Here is a 14,706-nt window from a genome sequence, read left to right on the forward strand (position 1 = left end):
GTCGGCCTCCGTCGTGCGGCAGCCCGGTCAGCGCGGCGCGCGCGTCGACCCGCGCTCGGTGAGCACCGGCGTGAGGAGCCGGGTCTCGGCCGGCTCGTCGTCCTCGATGCGCGCCATGACCATGTCGACCGCCACGTGGCCGATGCGCTCGGCGGGGATGTCGATGCCCGTGACGGGGACGACCTGGGCCGCCGCGACGTCCGCCGGGCTGATCGTCACGACCGAGAGGTCCTCCGGGACGCGGCGGCCCCGCTCCGCCAGGCGTGCCAGGACGTGGGGCAGGGCGGCCTCGTTGTGCACGAGGAGGGCCGTCAGCTGCGGTTCCTGCTCGAGCAGCGCGTCGACGGACGCGACGACCCCGTCGCGGGCCGTCGGGGTCTCGACGGTGCGTGCGTGGACGCCCTCGTCGTGCGCGGCGACGGTGAAGCCGCGCAGGACGCGGTCGGCGTAGGAGGTGTGGCGGGCCACGACCTCGGGGGGAGGCCCGAGGAACGCGACCCGGCGGTGGCCGAGGCGTGCGAGGTGCTCGAGGCCGAGCCGTCCCGCGGCCTCGAAGTCGAGGTCGACGCAGCTGAGGGTGCCCGGGTCGGCCGGCAGCCCGATGAGGACCGCGGGCTGGCGCAGCCGGGCGAGGCTCGGGAGCCGCTCGTCGTGCGCCTCGACGTCCATGACGACGATGCCGTCCACCATCGACCCCGAGCCGACGCGCTCGGCGCCGGAGACGTCGTCCTGGGTCAGCAGCAGGACGTCGTGGGAGTGCTCGCGCGCACGCAGCAGGACGCCCGAGACGAACTGCATGATGACGTTGACGTCGACGCCCGCGCGCAGCGGGGCCATGAGCGCGAGCACGTTGGTCCGGGAGGAGGCGAGGGCGCGCGCGCCCGCGTGAGGGCGGTAGCCGAGCTGCTGGATCGCCTTCTCGACGCGACGGCGCGTGGGGGCGGAGATGCTGCGCTTGCCCGACAGCACGTAGGAGACGGTCGACGCGGAGACCCCGGCCGTCCGTGCGACGTCCTCGATGGTGGCCACTGCTTCTCCTCAGGTGACGGGATCGCGGCGGTCGAGACGTGCTCGACCGCGCGACCGCTCGGGGGACACGGTAGCGCCTGGCGCGGCGCCCGGGGCGTCGGTGACGGGCCGCCGGTGCGGACGGGCCGTGGACCGCCCGACCCGAGGGGCGCCGCACCCGGCCGCGACCGAGGGAAGCGCTTCGATCCCGCGGGTGCCGCATCGCGCCGGACGCGACCGGCGGCGCAGGCGCGGCGGAGCTCCCTCCGGGAGCGGTGGCAGGGGCGTGACGGCGGTGCCGGTCATGGAGCGGATCCTCTGGTGGTCGGGCGATCGCGCTGTTCTCCGGCCGGTCGGGCCGACGGCGTCGTCGGGTGCGGGTGATTCGGCCGGATGGTCAGGCTGTGTCCTGGACAAGCGCGTGGGCCACAGGCTAGCGTGTTGAAACGCTTCGACGATGGCGCTCCTGCCGCGTCGTCGTGAGAGACGACGAAGGGAGGCGACGGTGCCGACGGACGCGATCGACGCGTCCCCGCACGGCCGGGGGCTCGCGGCCCTCACGCCGGACGGGATCCGTTTCGGGGGCGACTACAACCCGGAGCAGTGGCCCGCGCACGTCTGGCGGGAGGACGCGCGCCTCATGCGCGAGGCGCACGTGAACCTCGTGACCGTGGGCGTCTTCTCCTGGGCGCGCTACGAGCCGTCGCCGGGCGCCCGCGACTTCGCGTGGCTCGACGAGGTCCTCGACGTGCTCGGCGAGCACGGCGTCGGCGTCGACCTCGCGACGCCCACGGCCTCGCCGCCGCCGTGGCTCGGCGTCCTGCACCCCGACACGCTCCCGGTCGACCAGGACGGCGTGCGGCTCGTCGCGGGCTCGCGCAACCAGTTCAGCCCTGCGTCCCGCGTGTACCGCGAGCACGCGCTCGCGATCACCGACGCGCTCGTCGCCCGGTACGCCGACCACCCCGCGGTGCGCATGTGGCACGTCGGGAACGAGTTCGGCCAGGTCTGCTACGGCGACGAGTCGGCGGGTGCGTTCCGTGCCTGGCTCCAGCGCCGCCACGGGACAATCGACGCGCTCAACGAGGCGTGGGGCACCACGGTGTGGTCGCAGCACTACGCCGACTGGTCGGAGGTCGTGCCGCCGCGCCGCACGGTCTACCACGTCAACCCCTCGCAGGCGCTCGACTGGCGGCGGTACTGCTCCGACCAGCTCCTCGCGCTGTACCGCGAGCAGCGGGACCTGATCCGCACGTACGACGTCGAGCGTCCCGTGACGACGAACTTCATGGGCTTCTTCCCGGGCATCGACCCGTGGTCGTGGGCCGACGACGTCGACGTGGTCGCGGACGACGCGTACCCGGACCCGGGCGACCCGCGCGCGCCGGCGGACGCCGCGCTCACGCAGGACCTGATGCGCTCGCTGGGCGACGGCGCGCCCTGGCTGCTCATGGAGTCCGCGACGAGCGCGGTGAGCTGGCGGCCGCACAACCTCCCGAAGTCCCCCGAGCGCTCCCGGCTCGAGTCGCTCCAGGCGGTCGCGCGCGGCGCGGACGGCGTGTGCTTCTTCCAGTGGCGCGCGTCGCGCAGCGGCGCCGAGCGCTTCCACTCGGCGATGCTCCCGCACGCCGGTCCCGAGACCCGCGTGCACCGCGGCGTCCGACGCCTCGGCGCGGACCTCGCCCGGCTGGCGCCGGTCGTCGGGGGACGGGTCGCGGCGGACGTCGCCGTCGTCGTCGACTGGCCGTCGTGGTGGGCCAGCGGGGAGGTCGCGCGCCCCACCGACCGCCTCGACGCGGTCGAGCAGCTGCGCGCCTGGTACCGCGTGCTGTGGGCCCGCGACGTCGCGTGCGACCTCGTGCCGCCCGGCCGGGACCTGACGGGCTACCGTGCCGTCCTCGTCCCGCAGCTCTACCTGCTCGACGAGGACGCCTCGGGCGCGCTGCGCGCGGCGGCGCACGGGGGCGCCACGCTCGTCGTCGGGCCGTTCAGCGGGGTCGCGGACCGGAACGCCCACGTGCGCACCGGGCGCTTCCCGGCACTCCTGCACGACGTCCTGGGCGTCAGCGGCGAGGAGTGGGTCCCGCTCCCCGACGACGGCGTGGACCTCGACGTCGTGGAGCCCGCGACCGGCGGCGCCCGCGCCCACGTGCTCGGCGAGCTCCTCGAGGCGGACGGCGCGACGGTGCTCGCGACGTTCGCCCACGGCCACCTCGCCGGCGGTCCCGCCGTGACCCGGCACGCGTACGGGGACGGCGAGGCGTGGTACGTCGCGACGGTCCCCGACGAGGGCCTCCTCGGCGCCGTCCTGGGCGCCGCCCTCGACCGCGCGGGCGTCGCGCCCACGCTGGCCGGGGCGGACCGGCGCCCCGGGGTCGAGGCCGTGCGCCGCGGCGACGTGCTCTTCGTGCTCAACCACACCGACGCGCCGGTCACCGTGCCCGTCGACGGCCCCCACCTCGACCTCCTCACCGGGCGACCGGTCGACGACGCCGCGCACCTCGCCGCGCACGACGTCGCCGCGCTGGTCGACCACCCCACCGAAAGGACGCCATGAAGTTCACCGACGGGTACTGGCAGCTGCGACCCGGGGTCGGCATGCTGCGCCCGCGCTCGATCGACGAGGTCGTCGACGAGGGCGAGCGCCTCGTCGTGCACGCGCCCACGGCGGTCGTCGCGACGCGCGGCGACACCCTCAACCAGCCGGTCGTCACCGTGACCTTCGACGCGCCCGCCGAGGGTGTGATCGGTGTCCGGATCGAGCACCACCGCGGGCGCCGCGACCGCGGGCCGCACTTCGCCCTCGAGCGCTCGACGCCCGGCGCGAAGGTGGCGCTGCCCGAGCTCATCGGCGCCCCCGAGGCCACGATCACCTCGGGAGGGCTCACCGCGCGCGTGCGGACGGACGGGCCGTGGCACGTGGACTTCGAGGCCGACGGCACCGTGCTCACCTCGTCGCTCGACCGCAGCATCGGGATCGCGACGACGGCCGACGGGCGCTCGCACGTGCACGAGCAGCTCGCCCTCGGCGTGGGGGAGCACCTCTACGGTCTCGGCGAGCGGTTCGGCGCGTTCGTCAAGAACGGGCAGAGCGTCGACGTGTGGAACGAGGACGGCGGGACGGCGAGCGACCTCGCGTACAAGAACGTGCCGTTCTACCTGAGCGACAAGGGCTACGGCGTGCTCGTGGCCCACCCCGAGCGGGTGTCGTTCGAGCTCGGGACCGAGGTCGTCTCGCGCGCGCAGTTCTCCGTCGAGGGCCAGGCCCTGCAGTACTACGTCATCCAGGGGCCGACGCCCAAGGACGTGCTGCGCCGGTACACGGCCCTCACGGGCCGGCCCGCGCGCGTCCCGGCGTGGTCGTACGGGCTGTGGCTCTCGACGTCGTTCACGACCGACTACGACGAGGCCACGGTCACGCGCTTCGTCGAGGGCATGGCCGAGCGCGAGATCCCGCTGAGCGTCTTCCACTTCGACTGCTTCTGGATGCGGCAGTTCCACTGGTGCGACTTCGTCTGGGACCCGAAGACGTTCCCGGACCCCGAGGGGATGCTCGCGCGCCTGCGGGGGCGCGGCCTGCGCGTCAGCGCGTGGATCAACCCGTACATCGCGCAGCGCTCGCACCTGTTCGACGAGGGGCGCGAGCGCGGCTACCTCGTGACGACGCCCGCGGGCGACGTCTGGCAGTGGGACCTGTGGCAGGCGGGCATGGCGCTCGTCGACTTCACCAACCCCGAGGCGCGGGCCTGGTACCAGGAGAAGCTGCGCGGCCTGCTGCGGCAGGGCGTCGACTGCTTCAAGACCGACTTCGGCGAGCGCATCCCCACGGACGTCGTCTGGCACGACGGCTCCGACCCGCAGCGCATGCACAACTACTACACGCACCTGTACAACGAGGCCGTGTTCGAGGTGCTCGAGCAGGAGCGCGGCAGCGGCGACGCCGTCCTCTTCGCACGTTCCGCGACCGCGGGCGGGCAGCAGTTCCCCGTGCACTGGGGCGGCGACTGCGAGTCGACCTTCGTCGCGATGGCGGAGTCCCTGCGCGGCGGGCTGTCGCTCGCGCTGTCCGGGTTCGGCTACTGGAGCCACGACATCGGCGGGTTCGAGGGCACGCCCGACCCCGCGGTGTTCAAGCGCTGGGTCGCGTTCGGCATGCTCTCGTCCCACTCGCGCCTGCACGGCTCGGACTCCTACCGCGTCCCGTGGGCGTTCGACGACGAGGCCGTCGACGTCACCCGCCGCTTCACGCGACTCAAGATGTCGCTCATGCCGTACCTCGCGCGGCTCGGCGAGGAGGCGCACACCGACGGCGTGCCCGTCATGCGTCCGATGGTGCTCGAGCACCCCGCGGACCGCACCGCGGCGCTCGTCGACACGGAGTACATGCTCGGGGACGCGCTGCTCGTCGCCCCCGTGTTCCGCGCCGACGGCCAGGTCGAGTACTACGTGCCCGAGGGCACGTGGACGCGGCTCGTCGACGGCGCGCCGGACGGTCCTGCCGGCACCCTCCCGGCGACCGTGACGGGCCCGCGGTGGGTCACCGAGACGCACGGCTTCGACTCGCTGCCGGTGCTCGTGCGCGCGGGGTCGGTGCTTCCCGTCGGGGCGCGCGACGACCGGCCCGAGTACGACTGGGCCGACGGCGTCACGCTCCGGGCGTTCGCGCTGCCCGACGGCTACGAGGGCGACGTCGTCGTCCCGCGGCCGGGCGACGCGCCGACGACGTTCCGCGTCCGGCGCACCGGTCAGGAGCTGACGGTGGTGACCGACGACGCCCCCGGTGCCTGGTCGGTGGAGGCCGACGGCGCGACGGCGGCCGCCGCCGGTCCCGGGTCGGTGACGCTCCTGCTGCCCTGACCGAGGTACCCTGGGAAGACCGGCGTGGAAGCGCTACCATGCCGGTCTTCCGCCGCCCCGCACCGGGACCGCCCAGGCCCCGGCACCCGATCAGCGAGGATCTCGTGACGACCGACACCCCCACCCGTCCCGCCGGGGCCACGCCCGGCACCAGCCCCGAGCCCGCGCCGTCGGGCCGCGCCTTCCCCCCGGACTTCGTCTGGGGATCGGCCACCGCCTCGTACCAGATCGAGGGCGCCGCCGCCGAGGGCGGACGCACGCCGTCGATCTGGGACACGTACTCCCACACGCCCGGACGCATCCTCAACGGCGACACCGGCGACGTCGCCGACGACCACTACCACCGGTGGGCCGAGGACGTGCAGCACATCGCCGACCTCGGTCTCGGCGCCTACCGCTTCTCCATCTCCTGGTCGCGCGTGCAGCCCGGAGGGACCGGACCGCTCAACCTCGAGGGCGTCGCGTTCTACTCGCGCCTGGTGGACGCGCTCCTCGAGAAGGGCGTCAAGCCCGTCGTCACGCTCTACCACTGGGACCTCCCGCAGGAGCTCGAGGACGCCGGGGGCTGGGCCAACCGCGACACCGCGTACGCCTTCGCGGAGTACGCCCGCCACATGGCCCGTGAGCTCGGCGACCGCATCGACACGTGGACCACGCTCAACGAGCCCTGGTGCTCCGCGTACCTCGGCTACGGCTCGGGCGTGCACGCGCCCGGCCGCACCGAGCCCGCGGCGGCGCTCGCGGCCGTGCACCACCTCAACCTCGCCCACGGTCTCGCCGTCGCGGCGATCCGCGACGAGCTGGGCGAGGACGTCAAGACGTCGGTCACGCTCAACCTCCACGTGATCCGCCCGGACGACCCCGCGAACGCGAACGACCTCGACGCCGTCCGGAAGATCGACGCGCTCGCCAACCGCGCGTTCCTCGGCCCGATCCTCGACGGCGCCTACCCGGCCGACCTGCTCACCGACACCGCGCACGTCACCGACTGGTCCTTCGTGCACGACGGCGACCTCGAGCTCGTGCGCCAGCCCGTGTCGATCCTCGGCGTCAACTACTACTCGACCGTGCGCGTGCGCCACTACGACGGCACCGGCGAGCGGGCCGAGAACGACGGCCACGGCGCGTCGACCCACAGCCCGTGGATCGGGGTCACCGACGTCGAGTTCGTCCAGCAGCCCGGCCCGTACACGGCGATGGGCTGGAACATCGAGCCCGCCGGGATGACCGAGCTGCTCGTGTCGCTCGCGCGGACGTACCCCGACCAGCCCCTCATGGTCACCGAGAACGGCGCCGCGTTCGACGACGAGGTGACCGTCGCGCCCGACGGCACCCGGCGCGTGCACGACGACCGCCGCGTCGCGTACCTGCACGACCACGTCGACGCCGTCGGTGCCGCCGTCGACGCCGGCGCGGACGTGCGCGGGTACTTCGCGTGGTCGCTGCTCGACAACTTCGAGTGGGGCTACGGCTACGACCGTCGCTTCGGCATCATCCGCGTCGACTACGAGACGCTCGAGCGCACGTGGAAGGACTCGGCGCACTGGTACCGCCGGCTCGCGACGTCGAACGTGCTGCCGGGGGTCGACGAGACCGCCTGACCCGGTCTCAGTCTCCGGAGCCCGTCCTCGGTGTGTGCCGAGGGCGGGCTCTTCACGTGCGTCGGTCGGTGTGCGGGGTCCGCGGGCGGGCCTCCGTGGGCGGGCCATCTGCGGGCGGGCCTTCGTGGGCGGCCTTAGCGGGCGGGCCTTCGCGGGCGGGGTCGCGGGTCTACCATCCGGCCGCTCGTGCCTCGCGGCCTCCCGCCAGACCCGCCACGACCCGCGACCCCGCCCGCTCCGGCCCGCCCGCTCCGGCCGGGGGTGACGTTCGTCGCAGGTCGGGCGTCCAGCCCCTCGACGGCGCGACACGCCGACGGAACGCGACACGCCGACGAGTTCTGCGGCTCGGGTGTCCGGATTAGGGCGTTCTGGTGGGGCGTCCCGATCGCCGCGTGTCGTCCCCCAGGGGTGCCCCGCCAGCCTGCACAGGGTGTGGATCGTGGTCGTCCCCACCCTGTGGACGACGGTGTTCGGGCCGCGTCACGACGCCGTTCTCGGCCTCACCGAGCGGTGGACGACGGGGTGTGGAAGAGCGTGTCAGAGGGCCCTGGGACCATGGATCCATGGGTGCTACCACATGTGGCGGGGTGAAGTTCAGACACGACATGTAGTGGGGTGGCAGTGTCCGAACCCCTAGGTATAGTGGTTTCACACCCAGGGGGCGAAGGCTCTCCGGGGAATCACACAGACGTAGTTCCAGCGGTGTCCTTCGAGGTCAGAGACTCTTCTCCCTCCCCGAGGACCGGGCCCAGGACGAGAAGCGAGGAGTCACCACCATGAGCGTCACGGTCTACAGCAAGCCGGCTTGCGTTCAGTGCGACGCGACGTACCGCGCTCTCGACAAGAAGGGCGTCGAGTACACCGTCGTGGACATCAGCCAGGACGCCGAGGCGCTCGAGCTGGTGCGCGGGCTCGGCTACCTGCAGGCCCCCGTGGTCGTGGCCGGCGACGAGCACTGGTCGGGCTTCCGCCCCGACCAGATCAACGCCCTCGCGCAGAAGGTCTCCCCGGTCGTCGCCTGACGATCGGCAGGGCGGGCCGGAGACGGTGCCGCCCGCACCACCGGGGCGGCGCGAGCCCTCCTGGCAGCACGACAGCAGGTCGCGAGCACAGCAGGACGGAGGTGCGGTCCCCATGGGGTCGCTCGTCTACTTCTCCAGCGTCAGCGAGAACACGCACCGCTTCGTCCAGCGGCTCGGCCTGCCCGGTCTGGGCATCGACGTGCGACGCATCCCGACGCGACCCACCGAGGGGTTCCTGCGGGTCGACGAGCCGTACGTGCTCATGGTCCCGACCTACGGGGGCGGCAACGAGGGCGGGGCCGTCCCGCGCCAGGTCGTGAAGTTCTTGAACGACGTCCACAACCGGTCGTTGATCCGTGGCGTCATCGCCGCGGGCAACACCAACTTCGGCGAGGCCTACTGCATCGCCGGCGACATCATCTCCGCGAAGTGCCAGGTGCCCTACCTGTACGCCTTCGAACTCCTGGGAACAGCCGAGGACGCCGCGCGCGTCCGCGACGGATTGGGACGATTTTGGCAACGACAGTCACAGATTCCGGCGTGATCTCCGAGAGCGCAGGGACGGGCGACGTGGCGCTGGCGGCGCAGAAGGTGTCGCTCTCGAGCTCGCAGCTCGACTTCCACGCGCTCAACGCGATGCTCAACCTCTACGGCCCGAACGGCGAGATCCAGTTCGACAAGGACCGTGAGGCCGCGCGGCAGTACTTCCTGCAGCACGTGAACCAGAACACGGTGTTCTTCCACGACCTCTCCGAGAAGCTCGACTACCTCGTCGAGAACAAGTACTACGACCCGGCCGTGCTCGCGAAGTACGACCCGGCGTTCGTGACGTCGCTGTTCGAGTTCGCGTACTCGAAGAAGTTCCGGTTCGAGACGTTCCTCGGCGCGTTCAAGTACTACACCTCGTACACGCTCAAGACGTTCGACGGCAAGCGCTACCTCGAGCGGTTCGAGGACCGCGTGTGCATGGTCGCGCTCGGGCTCGCGGACGGGAACGAGCAGCAGGCGCTCGACATCGTCGAGGAGGTCATCAGCGGCCGCTTTCAGCCCGCCACCCCGACCTTCCTCAACGTCGGCAAGGCGCAGCGCGGCGAGCCCGTGTCCTGCTTCCTGCTGCGCATCGAGGACAACATGGAGTCCATCGCGCGCGGCATCAACTCCGCGCTGCAGCTCTCCAAGCGTGGCGGCGGCGTCGCCCTGCTCCTGAGCAACATCCGCGAGCACGGCGCACCGATCAAGCACATCGAGAACCAGTCGTCCGGCGTCATCCCCGTGATGAAGCTCCTCGAGGACTCCTTCTCCTACGCCAACCAGCTCGGCGCGCGCCAGGGCGCGGGCGCGGTGTACCTCCACGCGCACCACCCGGACATCCTGCGGTTCCTCGACACCAAGCGCGAGAACGCCGACGAGAAGATCCGCATCAAGACGCTGTCGCTCGGCGTCGTGATCCCGGACATCACGTTCGAGCTCGCCAAGAAGAACGAGGACATGTACCTCTTCTCGCCGTACGACGTCGAGCGCGTCTACGGCGTGCCGTTCGCCGACATCTCGGTCACGGAGAAGTACGACGAGATGGTCGACGACTCGCGCATCCGCAAGACGAAGATCAAGGCCCGCGACTTCTTCCAGACCATCGCGGAGCTCCAGTTCGAGTCCGGGTACCCGTACATCATGTTCGAGGACACGGTGAACAGGGCGAACCCGATCAAGGGCCGCATCACCCACTCGAACCTGTGCTCCGAGATCCTCCAGGTGTCGACGCCGTCGACGTTCAACGAGGACCTCTCGTACGAGCACGTCGGCCGCGACATCTCCTGCAACCTCGGCTCGCTGAACATCGCGAAGACGATGGACTCGCCCGACTTCGCGAAGTCGATCGACACCGCGATCCGGGCGCTCACGGCCGTCTCCGACCAGACGAGCATCGAGTCCGTGCCGTCGATCAAGCGCGCCAACGACTCCGGGCACGCGATCGGTCTCGGCCAGATGAACCTGCACGGCTACCTCGCGCGCGAGCGGATCCACTACGGGTCCACCGAGGGCGTCGACTTCACGAACATCTACTTCTACACCGTCGCCTACCACGCGATCGCGGCCTCCAACCGGCTCGCGATCGAGCGCGGGCGCGCGTTCGGCGGCTTCGAGGACTCGAAGTACGCGACCGGCGAGTACTTCGACAAGTACACCGACCGGGTGTGGGAGCCGGAGACCGACCGCGTCCGCGCCCTGTTCACCGACGCCGGCGTGCACATCCCCACCCAGGACGACTGGAAGGCCCTCAAGGCCTCGGTCATGGAGCACGGGATCTACAACCAGAACCTCCAGGCCGTCCCGCCGACCGGCTCGATCTCGTACATCAACAACTCGACGTCGTCGATCCACCCGGTGCCGTCGAAGATCGAGATCCGCAAGGAAGGCAAGATCGGCCGCGTCTACTACCCGGCGCCGTACCTCACGAACGACAACCTCGAGTTCTACGAGGACGCGTACGAGATCGGGTACGAGAAGATCATCGACACCTACGCCGCCGCGACGCAGCACGTCGACCAGGGCCTGAGCCTCACGCTGTTCTTCAAGGACACGGTCACCACGCGCGACGTCAACCGCGCGCAGATCTACGCGTGGCGCAAGGGCATCAAGACGCTCTACTACATCCGTCTCCGCCAGATGGCCCTGGAGGGGACCGAGGTGGAGGGCTGCGTCAGCTGCATGCTGTGAGTTGACGACGTCGCGGCCTCGCTGCCGCGCCGTCCGGAGCAAGGGGCGCCGGTCTACCATCCGGCCGCTCGTGCCTCGCGGCCCCCCGCCAGGCCCGCCACGACCGGCGCCCCTCGCTCCTCCCGCCGCTCACCGTGCGGCTCACCTTCGTCGTCGGCAGCGGTGCCCGACGACGAAGGGTCCGGTCAGTCGAAACGTCCCGGTCGGTCCGGGGTCAGCAGGAGAGAAGAAGGCAGATGTCGCCCACCGGGAAGCTCAAGCTCATCGATCGCGTGAGCGCGATCAACTGGAACCGTCTGGAGGACGAGAAGGACCTCGAGGTCTGGGACCGCCTCGTCGGGAACTTCTGGCTGCCCGAGAAGGTGCCGGTGTCCAACGACATCCAGTCGTGGCACACGCTCACCGCGCAGGAGCAGGAGCTCACCATGCGCGTGTTCACGGGCCTGACGCTGCTCGACACGATCCAGGGCACCGTCGGTGCCGTGTCGCTCATCCCGGACGCGATCACACCGCACGAGGAGGCGGTGTACACGAACATCGCGTTCATGGAGTCGGTGCACGCCAAGAGCTACTCGTCGATCTTCTCGACGCTGTGCTCGACGCGCGAGATCGACGACGCGTTCCGCTGGTCGGAGGAGAACCCGAACCTGCAGCGCAAGGCCGAGATCGTCATGGAGTACTACAAGGGTGACTCGCCGCTCAAGCGCAAGGTCGCGAGCACGCTCCTCGAGTCGTTCCTCTTCTACTCCGGCTTCTACCTGCCGATGTACTGGTCGTCGCGCGCCAAGCTGACGAACACGGCCGACCTCATCCGCCTCATCATCCGTGACGAGGCCGTGCACGGGTACTACATCGGCTACAAGTACCAGAAGGGCCTCGAGAAGCTCTCGCCGGCCGAGCGCGAGGAGCTCAAGGGCTACACGTTCGAGCTCCTCTTCGAGCTCTACGACAACGAGGTGCAGTACACGGAGGACCTCTACGACGGCGTCGGGCTCACCGAGGACGTCAAGAAGTTCCTGCGGTACAACGCGAACAAGGCGCTCATGAACCTCGGCTACGAGGCGCTGTTCCCCAAGGACGAGACCGACGTCAACCCGGCGATCCTCTCGGCCCTGTCGCCGAACGCCGACGAGAACCACGACTTCTTCTCCGGGTCGGGCTCGTCGTACGTCATCGGCAAGGCCGTGAACACCGAGGACGACGACTGGGACTTCTGACCCGTCCCGCACACCGGACGACGACGGCCGCCACCCCGGCGTGGGGAAGGCGGCCGTCGTCGTCCGTGCCGGTCCGTCGCGGACCTGCTGCGGCCCGGGCCAGCGGGGCTCAGTCCGCGGGGCGCGGCTGCGCGCCCTCGACGGGCGGGTCGGCCGACCACGGGAACGTGATCCAGAGGTCGGTGTCCTTCCAGGAGAAGTCCGGCTGGATGATCGTGCGCGGCTTCGTGTAGAGCACCGCGGACCGGGCCTCCGCGCCGTGGTGCGAGAGCATCTCCATGACCAGGGCGAGCGTGCGGCCCGAGTCGGCGACGTCGTCGACCACGAGGACGTGGGCACCGGGGAGGTCGGAGGTGTCCATGAGGGGCGGGAGCACGCGCGGGTCGTCGAGGGTCTGGCCGATGTCCGTGTAGAACTCGACGTTGAGCGTGCCCACGCCCTTCGTCCCGAGCGCGTACGCGACCGCGCCGCCGGGCAGGAGGCCACCCCGCGCGACCGCGACGACGACGTCCGGCCGGAACCCGCTCGCCACGACCTGCTCCGCGAGCTCCCGCGCGGCCACGCCGAACGTCTCCCACGTGAGGACCTCGCGCTCGGGCGGTACCCCGGCCTCGGGTGGCGACGTCACGACGGGTGCGGCGGGCACACCGGGCACGGAGGGCGCCGGGGGCGCAGCGGGGTACGTCGAGGGTTCGGTCATACGTCGAGCCTACGGCGACCGCCGGGGTCCCGGGCCCACGACGAGGGCCGCCCCCCGTCGAACGGGAGGCGGCCCTGTGCGTCAGTGCGCGAGAGGCGGTCGCTGTGCGGCCGTCACTCCGCCGCGAGGATGTCGACGACGAACACCAGCGGCGAGTCCGGCGGGATGGTGTCGCCGCTGCCCTGCTCGCCGTAGCCCAGCTCGGACGGGATCACGAGCAGCACCTGGCTGCCGACCGTCTGGCCGGCGATGCCCTGCGTCCAGCCCGGGACGACCTGCTGCAGGGAGAAGCTCGTCGGCGTGCCGCGCTCCCAGGACGAGTCGAAGACCGTGCCGTCGAGCAGCATGCCCGTGTAGTGCGCGGTGACCGTCTGGTCCTCGGTGACGACCGGGCCGTCGCCCTTGATGAGCGTCTGCGCGACGAGCTCGGTCGGCGCCTCGTAACCCTCGGGGATCTCGATGGTCGGCTTGCCCGTGTCGTCGAGCGTCACGGTGGGCAGGCCCTCGGCCGGCGTCACGGCCTCGCCCTCGGCGCGCGAGGGGATCTTCTTGGCGTCGACGACCTCGATGAGGTTGACGACGGTGCCGCCCGACTGGTCCGGCCCGGCGAAGAGCAGGCGGGCGCCGACCTTCTGGCCGAGGAGCGGGTCCGTGAGCAGGTCGAACTGCGGGTCGCCGAGCGTGAAGGACTGCGGCGCGTCGTCCTCCCACGTCGAGCCGGCGCGCGTCGCGTCCGTCCCGTTGTAGGCGACGTACTGCATCGTCACCTGCATGCCCTCCTCGAGCTCCGCACCCGTGCCCTCGTCGTGCAGGCTCGTGACCGCGGCCGAGACCTCGAGAGGCGCCTCGAACTCGAGCGTCGGCTCGGCACCGGGGTCGCCCGTGACGGTGATGGCCTCGAGCGCGGCGAGGTCCTCGGGCGACGCGGTCGGCGCGTCGCTCGCCGAAGGGCTCGGCGACGTCTCGGCGTCCGACCCGCCGTCGCCCGAACCGCAGCCGGCGAGCAGGAGGGAGGCGCCGAGGGTGAGCGCGGCGACGCCGCGCAGGGTGCGGTGCTTCACGTGGGGGAGTCCTTCGGTCGAGGGGACGACGCGCGCGCCGTCGGGGTCTGTGCCGCAACCGGACGGGCCGCGTCACGACGACGCGATCGATCCTCGGGTGCAGCACCGGCCCGGACACTCTAGCGGTCCGGTCTGGACGCCCGCTGGGAACCCGGTTCGGCGACCGGCGGCCGCCGGGGGATCATGGAGGGGTGCCGTCCCGTCGACCGTCCCGCAAGCGCCCCTGGAGCGCCGAGCCCGCACCGCTCGACCTCGACCGTGCCCTCGGCGGAGCACGCAGGGAGTCCGGGTCCGACGGCGAGTGGTCGGTCCGCACCGTGCGAGGCGCCGACAAGTCGTACCTGTGCCCGGGCTGCAACCAGACGATCCCGCCGGGGACCGGCCACGTCGTCGCCTGGCAGGAGGACTCGTTCTTCGGGGCCCAGACCGCCCTGGAGCACCGCCGGCACTGGCACACGGCGTGCTGGCAGGCACGCGGGCGGCGTCGGCCCCGCTGACGCCCGCGTGCGCGGCGAGGAAGCG

Annotated in this window: 11 protein-coding genes; 8 read left to right on the forward strand and 3 right to left on the reverse strand. The window is 71.6% G+C overall.

All coding sequences use genetic code 11. From position 1 onward, the window contains the following. Nucleotides 1-27: 27 nt before the first annotated feature. Nucleotides 28-1,029 carry a LacI family DNA-binding transcriptional regulator gene (locus ACWPWV_RS12185; RefSeq protein WP_454043245.1) on the reverse strand — a complete coding sequence of 334 codons (1,002 nt, stop codon included), beginning with the start codon at nucleotides 1,027-1,029 and terminating at the stop codon, nucleotides 28-30. Nucleotides 1,030-1,513: 484 nt separating this feature from the next. Here ACWPWV_RS12185 and ACWPWV_RS12190 point away from each other — a divergent pair, with 484 nt between their 5' ends. The 7 genes from ACWPWV_RS12190 to nrdF all read left to right on the forward strand — a co-directional run bounded on the left by ACWPWV_RS12190 (nucleotide 1,514) and on the right by nrdF (nucleotide 12,423). Next, complete coding sequence (locus ACWPWV_RS12190) at nucleotides 1,514-3,565, forward strand: beta-galactosidase (RefSeq protein ID WP_454043246.1); 2,052 nt, start codon at nucleotides 1,514-1,516, stop codon at nucleotides 3,563-3,565. Beyond that, nucleotides 3,562-5,865 carry an alpha-xylosidase gene (yicI, locus tag ACWPWV_RS12195; protein ID WP_454043247.1) on the forward strand — a complete coding sequence of 768 codons (2,304 nt, stop codon included), beginning with the start codon at nucleotides 3,562-3,564 and terminating at the stop codon, nucleotides 5,863-5,865. The genes ACWPWV_RS12190 and yicI overlap by 4 nt, the downstream gene beginning before the upstream one ends. 104 nt (nucleotides 5,866-5,969) lie before the next feature. Then, entirely contained in the window at nucleotides 5,970-7,466 is a 1,497-nt protein-coding gene (locus tag ACWPWV_RS12200) for a GH1 family beta-glucosidase (protein WP_454043248.1), read from the forward strand. 776 nt (nucleotides 7,467-8,242) lie between these two features. Continuing rightward, on the forward strand, nucleotides 8,243-8,488 hold the full coding sequence (gene nrdH / locus ACWPWV_RS12205) for a glutaredoxin-like protein NrdH (protein ID WP_154798230.1): 246 nt from the start codon (nucleotides 8,243-8,245) through the stop codon (nucleotides 8,486-8,488). A gap of 112 nt (nucleotides 8,489-8,600) precedes the next feature. Continuing rightward, nucleotides 8,601-9,032: a class Ib ribonucleoside-diphosphate reductase assembly flavoprotein NrdI gene (nrdI, locus tag ACWPWV_RS12210; protein ID WP_454043249.1), complete on the forward strand. Its 432-nt coding sequence runs from the start codon at nucleotides 8,601-8,603 to the stop codon at nucleotides 9,030-9,032. A gap of 26 nt (nucleotides 9,033-9,058) precedes the next feature. Continuing rightward, nucleotides 9,059-11,206, forward strand: a complete 2,148-nt coding sequence (nrdE, locus tag ACWPWV_RS12215; protein WP_454044532.1) for a class 1b ribonucleoside-diphosphate reductase subunit alpha — start codon at nucleotides 9,059-9,061, stop codon at nucleotides 11,204-11,206. A gap of 236 nt (nucleotides 11,207-11,442) precedes the next feature. After that, nucleotides 11,443-12,423, forward strand: a complete 981-nt coding sequence (gene nrdF / locus ACWPWV_RS12220; RefSeq protein ID WP_435736603.1) for a class 1b ribonucleoside-diphosphate reductase subunit beta — start codon at nucleotides 11,443-11,445, stop codon at nucleotides 12,421-12,423. Between the two features lie 109 nt (nucleotides 12,424-12,532). Here the strand turns inward: nrdF and ACWPWV_RS12225 are convergent, their stop codons facing one another. Next, nucleotides 12,533-13,123 (reverse strand): phosphoribosyltransferase, encoded by a 591-nt coding sequence (locus ACWPWV_RS12225; protein WP_454043250.1) that lies wholly within the window; start codon nucleotides 13,121-13,123, stop codon nucleotides 12,533-12,535. Between the two features lie 113 nt (nucleotides 13,124-13,236). Then, nucleotides 13,237-14,184, reverse strand: a complete 948-nt coding sequence (locus ACWPWV_RS12230) for an FKBP-type peptidyl-prolyl cis-trans isomerase (protein ID WP_454043251.1) — start codon at nucleotides 14,182-14,184, stop codon at nucleotides 13,237-13,239. Nucleotides 14,185-14,375: 191 nt separating this feature from the next. Here ACWPWV_RS12230 and ACWPWV_RS12235 point away from each other — a divergent pair, with 191 nt between their 5' ends. Next, nucleotides 14,376-14,681, forward strand: coding sequence for a hypothetical protein (locus tag ACWPWV_RS12235; protein WP_251150249.1), 306 nt, complete (start codon nucleotides 14,376-14,378; stop codon nucleotides 14,679-14,681). The last annotated feature ends 25 nt before the right edge of the window (nucleotides 14,682-14,706 follow it).

The organism is Cellulosimicrobium sp. Marseille-Q8652 (genome assembly GCF_965112045.1).